Source organism: Streptomyces sp. NPDC056600 (genome assembly GCF_042792855.1).
Taxonomy (GTDB): Bacteria; Actinomycetota; Actinomycetes; order Streptomycetales; family Streptomycetaceae; genus Streptomyces.
This window is the reverse complement of the sequence record NZ_JBHTVQ010000001.1, coordinates 139,849-159,686: the sequence shown is the minus strand read 5'-3', so window position 1 is coordinate 159,686 and position 19,838 is coordinate 139,849. Positions and strand designations below refer to the sequence as shown.

Below are 19,838 nucleotides of genomic sequence, written 5' to 3'. Positions count from 1 at the left end.
CCGAACCACCCGTCGCCGATCGTCGGCTCGGCCCCGCCCCCCGCACCCGCGGGGAAGCCACCGTCGGGGGTGTCCCACGCCGTTCCGGCGGGCGGCGCGGAAGGGCCCGGCGCACCGGACTCAGGCCGGGGCGAGGGAACGGCGCGGCCGCCCGCAGGGTCGCGGACGCCCGCGGGGGCACCGCTCCCGCCCACCGTCCCGGCCACGGAGGCGAACCTGTCGTCCAGCGAATCGGGGGCCGCCGTCGGACCCGTGTCACCGGCGTCACCGTCGTACAACTGGCCCCACCAGTCGTCCTCGTGGTCGCGCTCGTCCTCGTCCCGGCGGCCGGTGGGCGTCTCCCCCTGTTGGCTCATGCTCCTAATCTTCGACCGCGCCACGCGTCTGAAACCGTGCATCGCGACGATCGGGCGGGACACCGCCCCCAGAACAATTTCTCGGACGACAACCCGAACAACCAGCCGAAGTCGTCACGAAACACCCGGCCGCGCCGAACCCTGCGCCCGCTCTCCTCCTCGGGCACCCTGGAGGAATGGGAGCGTGGGAACTCCTGCTGGCCGGAGTGATCATCCTGCTCGGCATGTGCGGAGTACTGACGCCCGGGGTGCCCGGGTCCTGGCTCGTGTGGGCCGGCGTCCTGTGGTGGGCGCTGAACGACCCGCGCCCGACCGCCTGGGCGGTCCTGGTGGGCGCCACCCTCCTGCTCCTGCTCGCCGGGCTGCTGCGCGCCCAGCTCACCCCCCGGCACGCCTCCCGCACCACCGATCTGGCCCGCCGCCCGGGGCCGCGCGGCTCCGCCGGTCTCGGCGCGTTCCTCGGCTTCTTCCTGCTGCCCGTGGTCGGCGCCGTGCCGGGGTTCCTGGCCGGCCTCTACGCGCACGAGCGCCTGCACGAGGGCCGCCGCCCCCGCGAGGCGAGGGCGGCGGTGCGCGGCATGATGCGGTCCGGAGGATCCGCGCTGCTGGTGGAGCTCTACGCGACACTCCTGATCCTCGGCGCCTGGCTCGTCACCGTCCTCGCGCGCTGAGCGCCCCGGGCCCGCCGCCGCTCCGTCCCCGCACGCGGCGGGGCGGCGGTCAGCCGGTGAGCTGATCGAGGTCGACCGCCCTGGCCAGCGCCTTCATCCCGGCGTCGTTGAAGTGCAGGTGGTCACCCGGGTCGAAGGCGGACCGGATCCGGTCGGGCTGCTTCGGGTCCCGCACCGCCGCGTCGAAGTCGACCACCGCGTCGAACGGGGCCTCCTTGCGGATGAAGCGGTTGATCTGCCGCCGCAGCGCCTCCCGCTGCGGGGTGTGGGCGAGATGCCCCCGGTACGGCGTGAGGGTGGCCCCGACGACCCGGATGCCCTTGGCGTGCGCCTTCTTCGCCATGGAGCGGTAGGCCTTCTTGAACGCCTTGATCCCGTCCTCGCCCGCCGCGTCGGTCATCACGTCGTTGATGCCCTCCAGCACGATCACCGTCCGCACCCCGCTGCGCCGCAGGACGTCGGCGTCGAACCGCTTGAGCGCGCCGGGCCCGGAGCGGTCGTTGAGGATCCGGTTGCCGGAGATCCCCGCGTTGAGCACTCCCAGCCGGTGCCGCGGGGGCAGTGCGGCGATCCGGTCGGCGAGCCGGTCGGGCCAGCGGCTGTTGCTGTCGGGGGTGGTGCCGACCCCGTCGGTCAGGCTGTCCCCGAGCGTCACGAGGCTGCCCGCCGCGCGGGCGGTGCGTACGTCCACCCCGGTGACGTAGTACCAGGAGCGGACCGTCGAGGTGTAGGCGGCGCCGCCCACGTCGGCGGCGTGGTCGGCGCCGTGCGCGAGGAAGTTGGTCTGCTTGGCGATCCGGTGGTAGGTCGCCGGGCCGTCGTCCAGCGGCGTGTACACCGTGACCAGCAGGTCGGAGCCGCCGGGCACGTCGAGCCGCACCGGGTCGCTGACGATCTCCCGCCCGGCCGGCACCACGGCCGTGGGTCTGCCGCCGAAGAGGACCCGCCGCATGGTGCCGGGCACCGCGTCCGGGCGGGGGAAGTAGCCCTGCTCCTGCAGCGCGACCGTGACCGAACCCAGGTGGAGCGGGTGGATGCCGAGCCGGTTGGACAGGCGCACCCGGGTCGCCGTGCCGCCGACGCTGGTGTGCACCACGTTGCGGATGGACGCGCCGGGCAGCGGCACGGCGGTCCCGGAGGCGGCGGCCGCCCAGGTCCCGGTCCATTTCTCCTTCTCCGCCCGGCGGTCGGGCGTCACCGCGTGGACGGGCGCCGTGCCCAGCAGTACCAGGAGCAGCGCCACGATGACCCGTACCGCCTTGAGCATGTGTTCCGTCCTCCGCGATGTTCAGTTGGCCGCGCGTCAGCCGATCCTCGACGAAGCCGACCGTTTCACAACGTAACGCGACCGACACGGAGCGTGTCGGTCGCGTCGCGGAGATCCACCCGGACGAGGGGTGGTGACGGAGGTTTAGCGCGGGGTGGGCGGGGTGGCGGCTGGTCCGTTCGGCCGCCGCCACCTCACCCTCCCGGGTGTCCCGGGTTACCGCGTCCGGCCCCGCTTGGCCTCCATCGCGGCCTTGCCCTCGGCGCCGCGGCGCTTCCACTCGCGCCGCATCTCGGCGCGGGCCCGGGCGTCGGTCTTGGCCACGATGTACTGGTTCTCACGGAGCAGCTTGCGGTAGCTCTCGAGCCGCCGCTCGGGCAGCTCGCCGGAGTCGACCGCGGCCAGCACCGCACAGCCGGGTTCGGCGACGTGCGCGCAGTCGTGGAAGCGGCAGTCGGCGGCCAGTTCCTCGATCTCGGCGAACACCTGCCCGACCCCGCGCCCCGCGTCCCAGAGGCCGACGCCGCGCAGGCCCGGCGTGTCGATCAGCACGCCGCCGCCGGGCAGCGCGAACAGGTTGCGGGTGGTCGTGGTGTGCCGGCCCTTGCCGTCCACGTCACGTGCCGCCTGCACGTCCATGGCGTCCTCGCCGAGCAGCGTGTTGGCGAGGGTGGACTTGCCCGCGCCGGACTGCCCCAGCAGCACGGTCGTGCCGCCGGAGACGGTCGCGGCGAGCACGTCGACGCCCTCGCCGGTCTCGGCGCTGACGGCCAGCACCGGCACCCCGGGCGCCGTCCCCTGCACGTCGCGCACCAGGTACCCGAGCGTCACGGGGTCGGGGACCAGGTCCGCCTTGGTCAGCACCACGACGGGCTGCGCGCCGGACTCCCAGGCCAGGGCCAGGAACCGTTCGACACGCGCGTACTCGAGCTCGACGGCCAGCGACACGGCGACGACCACGTGGTCCACGTTGGCGGCGAGGATCTGCCCCTCGGACCGCTTCGACGACGTCGAGCGGACGAACGCGGTCCGCCGCGGCAGGTAGTCGCGCACGTAGCGCGGCTGTCCGCCGACCGGGTCGACCGCGGCCCAGTCGCCGGTGCAGATGACCCTCAGCGGGTCGTGCGGGGTGACGAACGCGGTGTCCGCGCGGATCACGCCCTCGGAGGTGACCAGGTCGCACTGCCCGCGGTCGACCCGGATCACGCGCCCGGGCAGCAGCCCCTGCGCGGCGAACGAGGCGAACTCGGACTCCCAGCTCTCGTCCCAGCCGAAGCGGGTGAGCGGGTGCGACGAGATCGAGGAAGGAGAGGAGAGGTTCAAGGGAAACCCTTCGAAGGGCAGCCCCCGGCACCGCGCGTTCTTCGACGCGCGAGAAAAGCGAAAAGAGGTGAGGTCAGCCGGAGGCCACGGAGGTGAACGGAACGAACTGCTGGATGCGGGCAAGGCCCGTCACGGAGACAGCCATCGGTCACACCTCCTGGAGAATCCCGACTCGAACGAACGGCTCGCGTGCGCGGCGCCCACCGGGCGTCGCACGAACAGGCCACAGCCTAGGGCCGATCACGCCCGTGCGCCATCAATTAAATGGCTCCTCCCGGCGTCCGCGGCCCGTCCTGTCGCCCGGCGTCTCGTTCGGCGCCACCCTGGTCCAGCCGGAACGGCGGATAGACGTCCGTCATCAGCGCCACGTAGGCCGCCACCCGCAGCACCCAGCGGTTGCATCCGACGACCAGGTCGAACAGGCCTCGCGGATAACGGCCGGTGAAGGCCTTGGCGATGATGCCGAAGAACGCCAGGACCATGATCAGCCCTACCGACCACGTCCACGGACCGCCCCCGCTCCCACCCCCGTCACCGTGGTCACCGCCCCCTCCGTGGCCTCCACCCCCGTAGCCGCCACCACCCCCGTAGCCGCCGCCGGACAGGAAGCCCACCACGACGTAGTGCGGGATCGCCAGGAGCCACCACTTGACCAGCACCAGCCCGCGCGAGAGGCGACCGGGGCGGGCGATGTGCAGTCGCGCCGGGTAGTCGGGTTCCTCGCCCAGGCTGAAGGGCGGATAGCGGTCGGTCCCGAAGGCGCCGGCCGAGTAGTAGTGCACCCGCCAACTCCACCGCAGGACCCCGGCGTTGAAGGCGAACAGCGACCCCGGGTAGCGAGCGGTGAACAGGATCGCGAAGAAGGCGGCCACGCTCACCACCACGAAGGCGATCCACAGGAATGCCAGCACCACGTAGTGCGGTACGAGCAGGAGCCATTTCACCAGCCACAGCCAGCGGGACAGCCCGGCGTCCAGCTCCGCCTCCACCCGCACCGGCCCGGCGGGCACGGTCGTCGTCCGAGTGTCCATGCGGATCAGCTCCCACCGGTTCGGCTCCTGACGCCATCAGGATGCGGGCAGCCACCCGCCGTCGCCCGTCGAGACGTCCCGAGGGGTGGTGGAGGGACGGGACGCCGGGGCGACGGCGGACCGCGGGCGTGCCCTTCCGCCGACGGTGGGCTCACGCCTCGACGTCGAAGATGTCGTCGACCGGGCGGCGCCGTGTGCCCGCTCCGGTGGGGCCGTACCCCAGGCGCAGGATCATCTGCACGGCTCCCTGACCCTGGACCGGGTCGCGCAGCATCCAGCGGAGCGACCGGCGCTCCAACGGCTGGGTGGTCAGGCCGGTCGCCACCCGGACCGTGGTGGCCGCGAGGAGAACGCGTTCCAGTGCCTGTCCGGCGAGCACCCATGCCGGAGGATCGTCGTCGGACGTGGAGAGGACGGCCAGCTGCGGATGCCGTTCGAAGCGGACGCGGGCCCGCTCCCGGCCGGTGCCGTGTCCGAAGCCGCGGCTGTACCACGCCGTGTCCGTGCTCCGCGGGCCGACCGCGGACCAGGGCACGCCGTCGGCGGCCCTCTCCGGGGTCGGCCCGACGCGCAGCCAGCGGTTCTCGTCGGGGTCGCCGGCGTGTTCGGCGTGGTGCTCGGCCTCCGCGACGAGGTCGACCAGGAAGCGGACGTGCCAGCCGCCGGGGAACAGCAGCCGCGCCCCCTCGGCCTCGGCCTCCCGGACCAGCAGCTGGCGGACCTCGTCGGGCAGGGGGCGGTCCTCGAAGGGGAACCGGCTGGTGCGGCGGTGCGAGAGCGCCGCATGGAGACTCGCCAGCACTCCGGTGGCGGCCGCCGTGCCCTCGGTTCCGGGCCTGATGCGCGCCACGAGCCAGGGCTCCTCCGCCTCGGGCAGCAGGGAGGTGTGCACGGCCACCCCGCTGTGGGCGGCCGCGACCCGCAGGTTGAACAGCGCGGCACCACAGCTGATGAACTGGGCCCGGTGGTCGGGGTCCGCGTACGGCATGCCGCGGGTTGGGTCCGCCCTGAGGTCCAGCACCCCGGCGCCTCGGTGGTACACGAAGCGCCAGGGCTGGGCGTTGTGCATGGATGGCGCGGTCGCGGCGTCGCTGACGAGGTCGCGGACCGTCGGCGGGGAGATGTGCGGCGTCGGCATGGTTGACCTCCTCTCTTCCAGCGTTGCTCCACTCGAGGGGCGATGCCACACCGGACGGCGCGACGGGTGCGTGGATCCGGCGTGCGCCGCCGGGCAGGGAGGCGAGGCCGGCCGCGAACCGGCCGTGCGGGACCGCGAGCGACGGCCGCGGCATCGGCATCGGCATCGGCATCGGCATCGGCGGGATCGGGGCGCCGGAAGACCTGTTCCGCCCCTGGAGCGGTGACCTCGCGCTGCGACGGCTTCGTCACCGGACGGCCGTCGCACTCGACCCGGTCGGGAGCGCGGGCATGCGCACGGACGATCCGCACGGACGGCGGCCGCCCGTGCTCCTTCCCGGCCCGGTTGCGGCGCCGACCCCATATGGAATTTTTGTGCCGTGGACAGGTTGCGGCCCGCACCCGCCTCGGGGGCGCCGCTGCCGCACGGCACAGCGAGCGCCTGCGGCCCCGCGTCCCGGCGCAGGGGCTCGTGATGTTCCGGCGGCGCGCCGGACGGCGGCGCCGCGCCGGTCCCGGCACGGTGCGCGGACGCACCCCGGGCAGGGAGGCGCCATGAACGAGACGGCACGACGACCTGAGATCGTCGTCGGGATCGACCCGAGAGGGAACGGGCACCTGCCCGTGCGCTGGGCCGCGGAGGAGGCGGAGCGGCGTCGGGCGGACCTGCGTCTGGTGGTCGCCGTACCGCCCCCGCACGACACCCAGCACGTCGACGACAGCGCCCGCTTCCAGACGCGGGCGATCGCGGGCCGCAACGCCCTGGACTCCGCGGCGGACCGGGTGCGCGAGCTCGCCTCGGGGACCCAGGTCACCACCGCACTGCTCGAAGGGCCACCGGCCCAGGTCATGGCGGACCTGTCCGAGGAGGCCTCCCTGCTGGTGCTGGGGTCCCGCCACCTCAGCCGCACGGAGGAGTTCCTGAGCGCCGGATCACTCGTGGTCCCCGTCACCGCACAGGCCCGGTGCCCGGTCGCGGTGATCGGCGACGCCGAGCACGGCTCGCGGACGGCGCCCTTTCTGGTGGTCGGCGTCGACGGAAGCGAGGCGTCACGAGCGGCGCTGGCCTTCGCCGCCGAAGAGGCGCACCTGCGGGGCTGCGCCCTGCGCACGGTGGCCGTCTGGCAGCCCCCGGTCTTCACCCGGCATCCCGACCATGCCGCACTCCAGCACGCCGAGTCCCAGTTGCTCGGCGAGCTCACCGCTCCTTGGACGGAGCGGTATCCCGACGTGCCCCTGACCCACGACGTGTCCTCGGGCTCACCGGTCGAGGTACTGGCGGAGGCCGCCGAGCACGCGCTCGCGGTGGTCGTCGGACGCCGGGGACGTGGCGGCTACTCCGGCATGCGGGTGGGCTCCGTGGTGCACGGACTCCTGCACCGGGCCCGCTGCCCGGTCATCACGGTGCCGGAACCGTGACCGCGCCGGACCGGCAGAAGCCGCGGCCTCCTCGGCCCGGCCGAACGACGTGCCGAACGACGGGGCGCCCTCAGCAGGCGTCGTACTTCCAGTCGCCCCGTTCCTTCAGCCACGGCTGGTCGTGACCGAAGTAGGGCACGCCCTCGACCTCGTACTTCACGAAGACCCGGTCGTCCTCGCCGGCCGTCGTGTCCTCGCGCACCTTCACGCCGGTGGCCCGCCGCGGCCCGTACCGCTCGGCCATCCGCGTCACCGCGGCCTCGTACGCGGGGCCGCCGTGTCCGGCGGCCCCGCCGTCCGCGCCCTCCTCGTGGCCACCGGCGCCGTCCTGCTCCCCCGCGCCCTCCGCCTGGTGCTGCGTCTCGTCGCCGACCACGTGCCGGCAGCGGTCCGAGAGCATCCCGAACGCGGTCGCCGGGTCACCGCCGAAGTAGGCGGCGGTGTACTTCTCCACCGCCCCGGTCAGCGCGGCGTCCGCCTCCGTCAGCGGCAGCCCGTTCTCCGCCGCCCCGCTCGGCGCGCCGTCGGGCGGGGAACCGTCGCCCGAACAACCGGTGAGGGCGAGAAGGGCGGCGGCCGCACTCGCCGCCGGCATGACGCGGATACGCATGGGTCTTTTCTCCGTGGCAGGTGCATGGCAGATGACGGGACGAAAGGTCCGGAGTGCATGCTGCCACAGGGAGCGCCCGGCCACCGACGCCTTCAGCGCCTCCGGCTGCAGCGCCACTGGGACCGGCCGCTCCCTCTCCTGAGCCGCGCCCTGGGTGGCGGCTGAGGTTCCGGCCCGGAGACCGGACGCCCTGACCGGCCCGTCGCGGGGCCGCGCCGTCCCGGCCGGTCACCGTCGGCGCGCCGACGGCGGTTCGCTGACGGCATCCGGGGGGCGTGCGCGCAAGACTCGGGCCGGGGGAACGCGTCGGCGTCACGCGGCGGCGATGAGTTCTGCCGGGCGCAGGAGTCCCCCGTCGTCGTGTCACCGCACAAGGAGGAACGCGTGGCCCAGCTGTTGAGAGTGCAGAACTTCACCGTCTCGAGCGACGGCATCGGCGCCGGGGAGGACCAGACGCTGGAGAGACCGTTCGGTCACGTCGATCCCGCGCGTCTGCACAGCTGGGCCTTCGCCACCGCGAGCTGGCCCGGGCGCACCGACGGGGGAGGGAGCCGAGGGATCGACGACTACTTCACGCGGGACTTCACCCACAACATCGGCGCCGAGATCATGGGCCGTAACAAGTTCGGTCCGCAGCGCGGCCCGTGGGAGGACCACGAGTGGCAGGGCTGGTGGGGCGACGAGCCTCCGTTCCGCACCCCCGTGTTCGTCATGACCCACTACCCGCGGCCTTCCTTCACGCTGTCCGACACCACGTTCCACTTCGTCGAGGGCGACCCGGCCACGGTGCTGGCGCAGGCGCGGGAGGCGGCGCGGGGCAAGGACGTGCGGCTCGGCGGAGGCGTCGGCACGGTCCGGCAGTTCCTCGACGCCGATCTCGTCGACACCCTGCACGTGGCGGTCGCGCCGGTGGAGTACGGCACCGGACTGCGCCTGTGGGAATCCCCCGACGAGCTGCTCGACCGCTTCCACCTGGAGGTCGTGCCGAGCCCGAGCGGGGTGACGCACCACCTGTTCTGGCGGCGGTGACCCGCACCCGAGGAACACCCGAGAAAGACCCCAGGAACACCCGAGCCCGCCCGGCACGCACGGGGCGCGGCACGGCGGAGGCCCGGACCCCTGCACGACGGGTCCGGGCCTCCGGGGCGCGCGGCGGCCGGTCTCAGACCGTGGCGACGGTGGCGCCGCCGTCCGCCTCTGCGTCCGGCGGAGGCTGCTCGTCCGACTCGGTCAGCTGCTCACGGACGTAGTTCCACACCACCGCGATCAGCGCGGCGGCCGGGACGGCGAGGAGGCTGCCGACGATGCCGGCCAGGTTGCCGCCCAGGGTGACCGCGAGCAGGATGACCGCGGCGTGCAGCCCGAGGCCCCGGCTCTGGATCATGGGCTGGAAGACGTTGCCCTCCAGCTGCTGCACGCCGACGATGATCGCCAAAACGATCAGCGCGTCGGTGAGTCCGTTGGAGACCAGGGCGATGAGGACCGCGACGAAGCCGGCGAACAGGGCGCCGATCACCGGCACGAAGGCGGACACGAAGGTCAGCACCGACAGGGGCAGCACGAGCGGGATGTCGAGGAGCCACAGGCCGATACCGATGAGCACCGCGTCGATGAGGCCGACGAGGGCCTGCGAGCGGATGAAGGCGCCGAGGGTGTTCCAGCCGCGCTCCGCGACGGCGGGCACGTGGACGGCGTACTTGCCGGGCAGCTGGCGGCCGAGCCAGGGCAGGAACCGCGGGCCGTCCTTCAGGAAGAAGAACATCAGGAAGACGGCGAGGACGGCGGTGACGACACCGTTGATCACCGTCCCGACGCCGGTGACCACGGCGGAGACCGTGGCGCCCGCGCTGTTCTGCAGGCGCTCGACCGCGGAGTCGAGTGCCTTGCTGATCTCCGCGTCGTCGATGTTCAGCGGCGGTCCCGCGGCCCATTCCCGCAGGTGCTTGATGCCGTCCACCACCCCGTCGACCAGTTCGCCTGACTGGGAGGACACCGGGACGGCGATCAGGGCCACCACACCCGCCGCTATCACCAGGGCGAGCACGGTCACCACCGAGGCCGCGAGGGTTGCGGGCCAGCGGCGCTCGCGCAGGAAGCGGGTGACGGGCCAGGTGAGCGTCGTGAGGAACAGGGCGACGACGAGGGGCCACAGCACCGGCCACATGCGGCCCAGGAGCCACAGGGCGGCGGCGACCGTCAGCAGGAGCAGCAGCAGCTCGGCGGAGGTGCGCGCCGAGGAACGGAGCGCGGCGCGGGTTCGTATGGCACTCAACCTGTCAGGCATGAGGTCACTCTAGAGGCAGCCCCAAGTGGTGCCGGTGAGGCTCCAGTTGCGGGTCGCCGGACGGCCCCGGTGTCACCGTGGGCCGCGGTCGCGCAGGGTGGCGTCCAGGGAGCGCAGGAGTTCGCCGGTGCGGCCTCCGCCGGACGGGGCGGCCGGATAGCGCCCGAGCACGTCGACCAGAGCCGCGGTGGCGTGCCCCGCGGCCCGCCGCAGGTGGTCCTCGCCGACGGCACGGTCGTCCCCGGCGGCCAGTTCGGCGGCGCGGGCCGCGTGCGCGGCCGAGCCCAGGATGTGCTTGACCTGCGTGGCCTTGGCCAGCGGGTGCAGGTAGGCGGCGCCCGCCGCGGCCATGGCCGCCCGGGCCGCCTCGCGGGCCGCCGCGCCCTCGGCGGCCTGGGCCGCCTTGAGCGCCGCCCAGGCCGCGTCGCGCAGCGCCTTGCCCCGCTCGCCGCCCCGCGCGAACTCCCGGGCGGTGTCCAGGGCCCGCCGCGGGCGCGGGTCGTCGGGCCGGTCCGCCTCGAACACGTCGAGCACCGCCCGCGCGCAGGTCGCGGCGAAGGCGGTGACCTCGCGCAGGTCCTGCCGGCTGAGCGGAACCGGCTGGGGTCCGACCTCAGCCACGGGCGAAGGCCTCCCTGGTCACGTCCCGCTCGAGGGTGGCCGCCTGGTACCCGTAGGTGCGGATCTCCGGCACCTTGATCACTATGCAGAAACGATCCACCGACTCCAGGGCGCGCGCCACCTCGGCGTACCTGCGCCGGAGGTGGTGAACGGCCGCCCGGTTGGCCAGCGGGCTCTGGCCGCAGAGCAGGAGGACCGGGCGGCTCGCCTCCGGCGGCGTGAACTTGGCGACCAGCGCGTACTCCTGGACGTTCTTGTCGAAGGGGTACCGGTGCTCGCCGACGACGAGGGCCACGGAGTCGGGGTGACCCTCGCGGTACGGGAGCACGCGGACGCCGGGGAGGTGCGCCGCCAGGTGCCCTCCGGTGCGGACGTTGGCCTCCCCGAGCGGACCGCCGACGCAGAACTCGGTCCGGTCGTCGTTGCTGCCCCGGAACGTGTTGCTGGACTCCGTCACCACGTCGCTGCCGAACTGACCCGCCAGGGCGGCGATCTCGGCTATGACGTCGACGTCCTTGCGGTGGGTGACGTCGGGCAGGCCGTGCTTGTTGCCGACCACGACCAGGCACGGCTCACCCGGCACGACCCCGAAGAACGCGGCCTTGCGCCGCAGCGTCCTGGAGCGCTTGCCGCGCTCCCAGAGCCAGCCGCAGCCGCCTCCGATGAGGCTGGTCACCAGGCCGATCAGAACGTTGGCGATTACGGAAGAGATCGCTGCCCCCTGGGTCCCGGCGGGGCCGGCGCGCCCCGTCCGTCGGGGTGTTTCTACCACCCGCCGGTCGGGGACGGCCGCCGGTCGCCGGTGCCGGTGCCGGTGCCGGTGCCGGTGCCGGTGCCGGTGCCGGTCACCGGACATCTCCGCCACGCAGGACGGTTCCGCCCCCGTTCCCGGGGGCGGACCCGCACGACGGGCAGGACCCGCCGTCAGCCGACCTCCGTCACCGTGCCCGCGGCGACGGTCCGGCCGCCCTCACGGACGGCGAAGCCCAGGCCCGGCTCCAGCGGGACGTCGGAGCCGAGCTCGACCGTCATGTCGACGCTCTCACCCGGCCGCGCCGTGCCCGTCTCCCCCAGGTCGACGTCGCCCATCACGTCCGCGGTGCGGATGTAGAACTGCGGGCGGTAGCCCGTGGACACCGGGGTGCGGCGTCCGCCCTCGCGGGCCGACAGGATGCGCACCCGCGCGGTGAAGCGGCGGCTCGGCGTGACGCTGCCCGGCGCGGCGACCACGTGCCCGCGGCGCACCGCGTCCCGGGCCACCCCGCGCAGCAGCAGGGCGACGTTGTCGCCGGCCTGGGCCGACTCCATCGGCCGGCCGAAGGTCTCCAGCCCGGTGACCACCGACTCCAGCCCCGCGCCCAGCACTTCCACGCGGTCGCCCATGCGGACCGTGCCGCGCTCCACCGCGCCGGTGACGACCGTGCCCCGCCCGGTGATGGTCAGCACGTTCTCCACGGACAGCAGGAAGGGCGCCTCCAGGTGCCGCTCGGGCATCGGCACGTAGGTGTCGACGGCGTCGAGCAGCGCCTCGACGGCGGCGACCCACCGCGGGTCGCCCTCCAGGGCCTTCAGCCCCGACACCCGCACGACGGGCGCCTCCTCGCCCGGGTAACCGTGCGCGGCCAGCAGGTCGCGGACCTCGAGCTCGACCAGGTCGGTGAGCTCCGGGTCGCCGGCGTCGGCCTTGTTGAGCGCGACGACGATGTGCTCGACACCCACCTGGCGCGCCAGCAGCACGTGTTCGGCGGTCTGCGGCATCACCCCGTCGAGCGCGGACACCACCAGCACCGCGCCGTCGAGCTGAGCGGCGCCGGTGACCATGTTCTTGACGTAGTCGGCGTGCCCGGGCATGTCGACGTGCGCGTAGTGCCGGGTGTCGGTCTCGTACTCGACGTGCGCGATGTTGATGGTGATGCCGCGCGCGGCCTCCTCCGGGGCCCGGTCGATGCGGTCGAACGGGACGTAGCGGGAGGCCCCGCGGTCGGCGAGCACCTTGGTGATCGCGGCGGTCAGGGTGGTCTTGCCGTGGTCGACGTGACCCATGGTGCCGATGTTGAGATGCGGCTTGGTGCGGACGAATGCCGTCTTGGGCATGGCTGTTCCTCGCGATGCGACGCGCGGTGTCCGGCCCTCTCCTTCTGGGGAGCGGCCGGCGGGGACCCCGGATGCGGTTCTCCGACCCTCCCCCTACGGGGTCCGCCGGTAGTTCTGTCCGGGGAGGGTCACCTTCGGGCGCCGTCGGCGGCAGCGCCGACCGCTGCGCCTGCCGCGAGGAGTGCGGCGGCAGCCTTCGGAGCATCCGCGACCGCGGATGCTGCGACGAGGGCGAAGGCGTGCCGGAACATGTCCGAGAGCATGGCGGACGGGTGGCGGGCCCGTCGAACGGTTTTCGCGGGCTCGTCGGGTCGTCCGCGGCCCCGCTCCCCCACGGCCGCCCCGTGGGCTTATTGGGGTGCCGCTTCCCCACCGGTGGTGCAGACTCGCGCGCATGGCGGAGACGGCGGCGTTCAGGGACGCGGTGGAACACTGGGCGGCCGGCGGGCCCGCCGGGCAGGCGGGTGAACTGGCGGCGCGGCTGGGGCTTCGGACGGTGGTGCTGCTGGAGGGTCCGAGCGACCTCGCGGCCGTCGACGCGCTGGCCGCCCGGCACGGCCGGGACCTCGCGGCGGAGGGCGTGTGCGTCGTGACGATGAACGGCGCGATGAACGTGGGCCGCTTCGCGCGGGTCCTCGGGCCGCCCGGCCTCGGCCTGCGGCTCACCGGTCTCTGCGACGAGCGTGAGCGGGGCTACTTCGACCGCGCGCTGGAGCGGGCCGGGGCGCCCGCGCGGGACGTCTTCGTGTGCGTGGCGGACCTGGAGGACGAGTTCATCCGCGCCCTGGGCACGGAACGGGTCGAGGCCGTGGTCGCCGCCGAGGGCGACCTGCGTGCCTGGGAGATCTTCCTGGGCCAGCCCGCTCAGCAGGGCCGCCCCCGCGAGCGGCAGTTGCGGCGCTTCCTGGGCACCAAGAAGGGCCGCAAGATCCACTACGGTCGTGCGCTGGCCCAGGCACTCGGTCCCGGCGAGCTGCCCGCCCCGCTCGACGCCCTCTTCGCCGGCCTGTGACCCCGCAATTCCTTCCGAAGGAGACCGCCGACATGCCCTCGTACCTGCACGCGCTCACGTTCGACGCACTCGACCCCGCCCGCCTCACGCGTTTCTGGGCGGGCCTGCTGGAACGGGAGACCGGTGACGACTTCACCGTCCTGCCGACGGGCGACACCGGGTTCCTGCTCCGCTTCGTCGCGACGGACGAGCCCAAGTCGGTGCAGAACCGGCTGCACTTCGACCTGACCAGCGACTCCGTGGACGATCAGAAGGCGACGGTGGCCAGGGCGCTGGAGCTCGGCGGCCGCCACGCCGACGTCGGCCAGACCGGGGAGGAGGGGCACGTGGTGCTCGCCGACCCGGAGGGCAACGAGTTCTGCGTCATCGAACCCGGCAACAACTTCCTCGCCGGGTGCGGCTTCGTCGGCGCGCTCCCCTGCGACGGCTCGCAGGCGGTGGGGTACTTCTGGAGCCGGGCGCTGGGGTGGCCGCTGGTCTGGGACCAGGACGAGGAGACGGCGATCCAGTCCCCCGCCGGCGGCACGAAGATCACCTGGGGAGGCCCGCCGCTGATGCCGCGGGGCGGGGACCGGGACCGGATCCGCTTCGACCTCGCCGTCCCGGCCGGCGAGGACCTGCGGGCGGAGATCGACCGGCTGGTGTCGCTGGGCGCGAAGCACCTCGACGGCGACGGCCACGACGGCGGCCGGGTGACCCTCACCGACCCCGACGGCAACGAGTTCGCGGTGCACCGGGCCCGCTGGCCTGGCTCCGGTTCAGATCGTGACGACGGACGGATACGCATGACGGACATCGTGAAGGCTGCGGCGCGCAAGGTCTTCGAGCGCTACGACCTCGACGGGGACGGTCAGGTCACCGCGGAGGAGTACCGGCAGGTCGTCTCGGAGCTCGAGGGCTCGGAGATCACCGCGGAGCAGGCGCGCGCCCTGATCGACCCGCTCGACACGGACGGCGACCGCCAGATGTCCTTCGAGGAGTTCTGGGCGGGCATGAACGCCTGACCGTGCGCCGGTGCGTGCACGAGGGGCCCGGCGCGGGTGACGCGCCGGGCCCCGGTCGTGTCGGCACGGATCAGAGGTGGCGGCCCGGGGTCACCGTGAAGGTGGCGGGACCGGCCGGGAGGGTGACCGTGTACTGACGGAGGTAGGTGTCCAGGAAGGGCGAGCGCGCGCCCTGGGTGGGCACGTCGTCGGCCGGGTCGTCGAGAGCGAGCCGCAGCTGCGCCCCGGTGACCCTGATCGTCTCGCCCGAGGGCGTGTCGCGCCAGGAGCCGCTCTGCACCGAGCCGACCTCCACGGCGAGCACGTGGCCCGAACCAAGCGTCCAGTCCGTCGACTTGAGGTCGACGGAGAGCCGCCCGGTCTCCACCAGGGAGACCTGCTCGTCGAACATCACCGCGCTGCCGTCGGGGGCGACGTCGTACAGCTTGAGCATGACGTTGCCCTCGCCCCGCGCGGTCAGCCGGATCTGCGGCGTGCCCGTGACACGGACCGGCCTGTGCACCGGCTTCGACCAGACGAAGAAACTGGAGCCGACCTCCCCGGTCCTCTGCCGCTCGGCGACGCCCTTCGCCAGCCCCTCGGGCGCGGGCGCCTCCACGGCCGGAGCGTTCTCCATGTCCCACGTGCCGGATGGCGGTTCGGGCGTCCTGGCCGCGCTCTCCTGCCCGCCGGCGGCCAGGTCGGCCCGGGCGGACGCGCCGCCGTCGTCCACGTAGGAACCGCCGCCCAGCGACAGCGTCACCGACCGCTCCACCACGGGCCAGGTGCGCTGGGCCCGCCAGGCGCCGGTGCTGTCCTCGACGGAGTAGGCCGGGTACCGCACCGTGGGCCGGACGCCCTTCAGGTACTGGTCGTAGAAGGACAACGTCTCGTCGTACCAGCCCTCGCGTCCCATGGCGAGACGGCCGTCGCCGACCCGGTCGCCGCCGCGCACGTGGTCCCACTGGCCGAGCCAGCCGCGTTCGGGGCCGCGGTGGTTGTCGAGGTACTCCTCCATCTCCTCAGGCTTGGTGTTGTTCTCGACGAAGCCCTGGGTGACGAAGAGCGGGGTGTCGCTGCCGGCGGCCATCCTCGCGAGATCGCGCGCCTTCCAGTGCTCGCTCTCCTGGTCGGCGATGCGGTATCCGGCGGTGTTCTGCTCGACGCACTCCGGGTGCGACTGCTCCCAGCGGGCGTTGGCCTGGTAGCGGGCGTCGTCGTCCGCCATCGGCGGGAAGGTCGCGATGCCGTTGTAGGCGTTGGCGGTGCCGGTCACGTTCGGGCGGGGCACGCCGTTGGAGTAGATGTACTGGTACATGTCCCACACGGGCTCCTGGGCGACGACCGCCTTCAGGGCCCGCTGGTCGAGGTTGTTGCCGATCAGGCCGGTGACGGCGTCGTAGGACTTGCCGTACATGCCCACCGCGCCGGTGGACCACGGCTGCCGGGCCGCCCAGTCGATCGCGGCCTTCACGTCGGCCTGTTCCCCGGGTCCCGCCCAGTCGAGACAGCCGGTGGAGCCGCCGAAGCCGCGCAGGTCCACCATGACGAAGGCGTAGCCGTTGTCGAAGACGTCGGCGCCCTCGAGGAAGTCGTTGAACCGGGGGGACGGGCCGGTGTGGGTGAAGCCCTCGGGGCCGGTCTGGCCGGCGTGCGAGAAGTAGGGGCCGACGGAGACGATGACGGGCACCTTCTCGCCGGGGTCGAGCCCTTCCGGCAGCAGGACGTCGGCGTGCAGCTCGGTGCCGGAGTCGTCGGCGGACGGGAAGTAGTGCTGGGTCCAGACGGAACCCTCGGGGACGCGGTCGTTCTCCTGGTGGCCGACCGGGCCGGTGGCGGTGGCCACGGCTCCGGTTCCGTCCGCCGTTCCCGCGGGCGCCGCGCTCGCGGGGCCGGTGACGGTACCGGTCAGTGCGAGTGCGCCGACCAGTGCGGAGGCGGCCCAGGCGGTCGCGCGACGTGCTCTCACATGCTCCTCCATGGGTGGGTGCGAAGCAGTGCCGGTGGTGCGGTCGAGCTGGGCCGAGGCCCATGGCGCGCGAGCCTATGATCGTTCGGACGTCAGTTCAACGGGGCGGCGAGGGGCGGCTGTTGGCCTTCGGGCATCAAGGCCGGCCGGTCCGACCTCGCTTCCGGGTTCCGGCGGCGTCGGATTCGGCCCCGGTGGCGGGGACGGAATCCAGCCACTCCAGGAGCCGGCTCCCCTCACGGGTCATCACGTCCGGGTCGCGCAACGCGTTGGCCATGAGGGACATGCCCTGGTACGCGGAGACCAGGGTCAGCGCGAGGTCGTCCGGGCCGGGCGCCCCCATGGCGCGGAACTGCCGCCCGGTCCACTCCAGCAGACGCCGCATCACCGCGCCGGCCTCGCCGCCGAGCGTTCCGTCGGAGCGCTTGCCGAGCTCGACGGCCAGGGTGCCGGTGGGGCAGCCGTGGAGGGCGGCCACCTCGCGCTGCTCGATCCACGCCTCGACCAGCCCTTTGAGCCGGTCGCGCGGGTCCGCCGACAGCTGGAGCCGTGAGGTGAGTTCGTCCAGGTAGGCGCTGTGCTCGGACAGCGCGGCGAGGACCAGTTCATCCTTTGTCTTGAAGTAGTAGTAGACGTTCCCCACAGGTACGTCGGCCGCCCGCGCGATGTCGGCGAGGGTGGTCCGCTCGACACCCTGCCGGTGCAGGATACGGGCCGCCTCGGTCGTCAGCCGACGGCGTTTGTCTGCGGCCCGCACCTTGGGCGATTTCGAGTCAGTCACCCAACTGACTATAGATGCAAGCCGGTTGACCCGTGTAGCGTCTCCGGCACCGGAGTTAGTCAGCCGACTCACTCACCTACGGAGGGTTCCCCATGATCGTGGTGACAGGCGCCACCGGCAACATCGGGCGCACGCTGGTTCCGCTGCTCGCCGAGGCGGGCGGGGAAGTCGTCGCCGTCTCGCGGCGGCCGCGGCCCGAAGGGCTGCCCGACGGTGTCCGGCACGTGCGGGCGGACGTCGGTGACAGCGCGGGCATGCGTCCCGTTCTCGAGGGCGCGGACGCCTTCTTCGTCCTGCTGGGAGGCGAACTGAACGTCTCCGGCGAGAGCCCGGCAGCGCTGCTGGAGGCGGCGGTGGACGCGGGGGTGAAGCGGGTCGTCCTGCTCTCCTCGCAGAGCGTCGTCACCCGCCCCGACTCCCTCTCGCACGCCCGGCTGCGTGCGTTCGAGGACGCGGTCCGCGCGGCGGGCGTGGGTCACACCGTCCTGCGGCCGGGCGGGTTCGCCTCCAACGCCTTCGCCTGGGCCGATACGGTCCGCGCCGAGCGGACGGTGTACGCCCCGTTCGGCGACGTGGCCCTGCCGGTCGTCGACCCGGCCGACATCGCCGCGGTGGCGGCGGCCGCCCTGCTGGAGGAGGGGCACGCGGGGCGCGAGTACACCCTGACCGGGCCGCGGGCCGTCAGCCCGCGCGAGCAGGCGGCGGCCCTCGGAGAGGCCCTGGGCGAGGAGGTCCGGTTCGTCGAACTCTCGCGGGAGCAGGCGCACGCCCGGATGGCACGGTTCATGCCCGAGGACGCGGTCACCGGCACGCTGGACATCCTGGGCGCCCCGGTTCCGGACGAGCGGACGGCCGGCCCGGACGTGGAGCGGGTCCTGCACCGCCCGGCCAGGCCCTTCGCCGACTGGGCCGCGCGCAACGTGGAGGCCTTCCGACAGGACCCGCACGCGCCCGAGGAGGGAACGGTCACCTCGCGCGCCGTTCGCGCCGCCCGGCGGTCACGTCAGGCGCTGACCGCTCCCGCGGCCGACGCGATCTCCGCGCGGATCTCCTCGAGCCGGTCGTCGAGGTAGAAGTGGCCGCCCGGGAAGGTGCGCAGCCGGAACGGTCCCGTGGTGTGCAGCGACCAGCGCTCGACCTCGGCGACCTCGACCGCGGGATCGCTCTCCCCCGCCAGGGCGATCACCGGGCAGGCAAGGCGCAGCCCGTCGGGGGCGCGGTAGTGGTTGCTGGCGTGGAAGTCGTTGCGGACGGTCGGCAGGACCAGTTCGAGGAAGGCGGGGTCCTCCGGGATCGGGGCGCCGGTGTCCCCGCGCAGGAGCTCCAGGATGTCGAGCACCTCCCGGTCGCTCTCCAGCGCCGGCAGCTCGCGACGCGTCGTGAGCGACGGGGCCCGCCGGGCGGAGGCGAACAGCGCGCGGACCCTCGCCCCGCCCCTCTCCAGCCGGACGGCGGTCTCGAAGGCCACGGCCGAGCCGAGGCTGTGCCCGAACAGCACCAGGGGGAGGTCGGTCCACGGCTCGAGCTCGCGGGCGATGTGGTCGGCGAGCTCGCCGACGTCCGGGACCAGGGGTTCGGCGATCCGGTCCTGCCGCCCGGGGTACTGGACGGCCAGCGCCTGGACGGCCGGCGCGAGGGCGCGGGAGAGCGGATGGAAGTAGGTGGCGCCGGCACCGCCGTGCGGGAAGAACACGACGTGCGGCGCGTCCGCCGCCGCGGTGTGGAACCGGCGTATCCAGGCCGTTCTCTGCGGGCGCTCGCTCACTGCCCCGTCCTCCCTGCCGCTCGACTGCACACGTGCCATCCGATCATCGCACCGCCCGCTCGACTGCCGATCGGCTGCCCCACCCGCCCCTGACCTGCGACTTCACCACCCAGCGCCATTCGAAGGGATTTACCTTACGCCAAGGGGAATGTTCCGCTTCGTATCAAATGTTGTGATAAATGCGAAGTGCTGGAGTTCGCCCGGCGACCGGACCGGCTGGGGGTGCGCACCCGCATCCGGTACGTGCTGGTGCCCGGCTGGACGGACGACGCCGGGGCGATCGGCGGCCACGTGCTGCCGTTCCACGAGCTCGGGGCGGCCAAGTACGAGGCGATGGGTTTGCCCTTCCCGCTGAGGGACACCCCCTCGCCGGACGCGGAGCTCGTGGAGCGGGTCCGCGGGCCGTTCCGGGCCCGGGGGCTGCGCGCCTACTGAGTCCACCGAGCAGACGCCTGGGGGAGTTGAGACCACCGGGAGGTCACAGGCCTCCGACCTTCCGGCGAAGGGTCCGGACG

At 73.4% G+C, this 19,838-nt stretch carries 17 protein-coding genes and 3 pseudogenes; 8 read left to right on the top strand and 12 right to left on the bottom strand.

Annotated elements, in window-relative coordinates; all coding sequences use genetic code 11:
• Positions 1-532 precede the first annotated feature (532 nt).
• A complete protein-coding gene (locus ACFRAV_RS00765) occupies positions 533-1,027 on the top strand; it encodes a DUF456 domain-containing protein (protein ID WP_382550074.1) in 495 nt (164 codons plus the stop codon).
• Positions 1,028-1,076: 49 nt separating this feature from the next.
• Here ACFRAV_RS00765 and ACFRAV_RS00760 read toward each other — a convergent pair whose 3' ends face one another.
• From ACFRAV_RS00760 to ACFRAV_RS00745, 4 genes are all read right to left on the bottom strand, one after another.
• Positions 1,077-2,294 carry an SGNH/GDSL hydrolase family protein gene (locus ACFRAV_RS00760; protein ID WP_382550072.1) on the bottom strand — a complete coding sequence of 406 codons (1,218 nt, stop codon included), beginning with the start codon at positions 2,292-2,294 and terminating at the stop codon, positions 1,077-1,079.
• A 216-nt stretch (positions 2,295-2,510) separates the two neighbouring features.
• Entirely contained in the window at positions 2,511-3,617 is a 1,107-nt protein-coding gene (rsgA, locus tag ACFRAV_RS00755) for a ribosome small subunit-dependent GTPase A (RefSeq protein ID WP_382550070.1), read from the bottom strand.
• 260 nt (positions 3,618-3,877) lie between these two features.
• Complete coding sequence (locus ACFRAV_RS00750) at positions 3,878-4,648, bottom strand: DUF4389 domain-containing protein (RefSeq protein ID WP_382550068.1); 771 nt, start codon at positions 4,646-4,648, stop codon at positions 3,878-3,880.
• Positions 4,649-4,799: 151 nt separating this feature from the next.
• A complete protein-coding gene (locus ACFRAV_RS00745) occupies positions 4,800-5,786 on the bottom strand; it encodes an Acg family FMN-binding oxidoreductase (protein ID WP_382550065.1) in 987 nt (328 codons plus the stop codon).
• 554 nt (positions 5,787-6,340) lie between these two features.
• Here ACFRAV_RS00745 and ACFRAV_RS00740 point away from each other — a divergent pair.
• Positions 6,341-7,204 carry a universal stress protein gene (locus ACFRAV_RS00740; protein ID WP_382550063.1) on the top strand — a complete coding sequence of 288 codons (864 nt, stop codon included), beginning with the start codon at positions 6,341-6,343 and terminating at the stop codon, positions 7,202-7,204.
• 70 nt (positions 7,205-7,274) lie between these two features.
• Here the strand turns inward: ACFRAV_RS00740 and ACFRAV_RS00735 are convergent, their stop codons facing one another.
• Positions 7,275-7,814: a hypothetical protein gene (locus tag ACFRAV_RS00735; protein ID WP_382550061.1), complete on the bottom strand. Its 540-nt coding sequence runs from the start codon at positions 7,812-7,814 to the stop codon at positions 7,275-7,277.
• 384 nt (positions 7,815-8,198) lie between these two features.
• Between ACFRAV_RS00735 and ACFRAV_RS00730 the strand changes: the two genes are divergently transcribed.
• A complete protein-coding gene (locus tag ACFRAV_RS00730; protein ID WP_382550059.1) occupies positions 8,199-8,843 on the top strand; it encodes a dihydrofolate reductase family protein in 645 nt (214 codons plus the stop codon).
• A 133-nt stretch (positions 8,844-8,976) separates the two neighbouring features.
• On the opposite strand, the gene ACFRAV_RS00725 is transcribed toward ACFRAV_RS00730, so the two are convergent.
• From ACFRAV_RS00725 to tuf, 4 genes are all read right to left on the bottom strand, one after another.
• Positions 8,977-10,098 carry an AI-2E family transporter gene (locus ACFRAV_RS00725; protein ID WP_382550057.1) on the bottom strand — a complete coding sequence of 374 codons (1,122 nt, stop codon included), beginning with the start codon at positions 10,096-10,098 and terminating at the stop codon, positions 8,977-8,979.
• 72 nt (positions 10,099-10,170) lie between these two features.
• Entirely contained in the window at positions 10,171-10,719 is a 549-nt protein-coding gene (locus tag ACFRAV_RS00720) for a putative immunity protein (RefSeq protein WP_382550055.1), read from the bottom strand.
• The gene (locus tag ACFRAV_RS00715; RefSeq protein ID WP_382550053.1) at positions 10,712-11,395 is read right to left on the bottom strand and encodes a hypothetical protein; all 684 of its coding nucleotides are present in this window, start codon (positions 11,393-11,395) and stop codon (positions 10,712-10,714) included. The genes ACFRAV_RS00720 and ACFRAV_RS00715 overlap by 8 nt, the downstream gene beginning before the upstream one ends.
• Positions 11,396-11,643: 248 nt before the next feature.
• Positions 11,644-12,813: an elongation factor Tu gene (tuf, locus tag ACFRAV_RS00710; protein WP_382550051.1), complete on the bottom strand. Its 1,170-nt coding sequence runs from the start codon at positions 12,811-12,813 to the stop codon at positions 11,644-11,646.
• Positions 12,814-13,207: 394 nt separating this feature from the next.
• Between tuf and ACFRAV_RS00705 the strand changes: the two genes are divergently transcribed.
• From ACFRAV_RS00705 to ACFRAV_RS00695, 3 genes and pseudogenes are all read left to right on the top strand, one after another.
• Positions 13,208-13,825 carry a TOPRIM nucleotidyl transferase/hydrolase domain-containing protein gene (locus ACFRAV_RS00705; RefSeq protein WP_382550049.1) on the top strand — a complete coding sequence of 206 codons (618 nt, stop codon included), beginning with the start codon at positions 13,208-13,210 and terminating at the stop codon, positions 13,823-13,825.
• Positions 13,826-13,857: 32 nt separating this feature from the next.
• Positions 13,858-14,556 (top strand): annotated as a pseudogene (locus ACFRAV_RS00700) (VOC family protein); the annotation flags it as partial.
• A 54-nt stretch (positions 14,557-14,610) separates the two neighbouring features.
• Positions 14,611-14,829 carry an EF-hand domain-containing protein gene (locus ACFRAV_RS00695; protein ID WP_382550269.1) on the top strand — a complete coding sequence of 73 codons (219 nt, stop codon included), beginning with the start codon at positions 14,611-14,613 and terminating at the stop codon, positions 14,827-14,829.
• A 70-nt stretch (positions 14,830-14,899) separates the two neighbouring features.
• Here ACFRAV_RS00695 and ACFRAV_RS00690 read toward each other — a convergent pair whose 3' ends face one another.
• Positions 14,900-16,789: a CocE/NonD family hydrolase gene (locus ACFRAV_RS00690; RefSeq protein ID WP_382550046.1), complete on the bottom strand. Its 1,890-nt coding sequence runs from the start codon at positions 16,787-16,789 to the stop codon at positions 14,900-14,902.
• A gap of 124 nt (positions 16,790-16,913) precedes the next feature.
• On the bottom strand, positions 16,914-17,558 hold the full coding sequence (locus ACFRAV_RS00685; protein WP_382550044.1) for a TetR/AcrR family transcriptional regulator: 645 nt from the start codon (positions 17,556-17,558) through the stop codon (positions 16,914-16,916).
• Positions 17,559-17,650: 92 nt separating this feature from the next.
• Between ACFRAV_RS00685 and ACFRAV_RS00680 the strand changes: the two are divergent.
• Positions 17,651-18,493, top strand: a pseudogene (locus tag ACFRAV_RS00680) (SDR family oxidoreductase); the annotation flags it as partial.
• 68 nt (positions 18,494-18,561) lie between these two features.
• On the opposite strand, the gene ACFRAV_RS00675 reads toward ACFRAV_RS00680, so the two are convergent.
• Positions 18,562-19,323: a thioesterase II family protein gene (locus ACFRAV_RS00675; protein WP_382550042.1), complete on the bottom strand. Its 762-nt coding sequence runs from the start codon at positions 19,321-19,323 to the stop codon at positions 18,562-18,564.
• Positions 19,324-19,512: 189 nt separating this feature from the next.
• Between ACFRAV_RS00675 and ACFRAV_RS00670 the strand changes: the two are divergent.
• Positions 19,513-19,758: pseudogene (locus ACFRAV_RS00670) on the top strand (pyruvate formate-lyase 1-activating enzyme); the annotation flags it as partial.
• Positions 19,759-19,838: the final 80 nt, after the last annotated feature.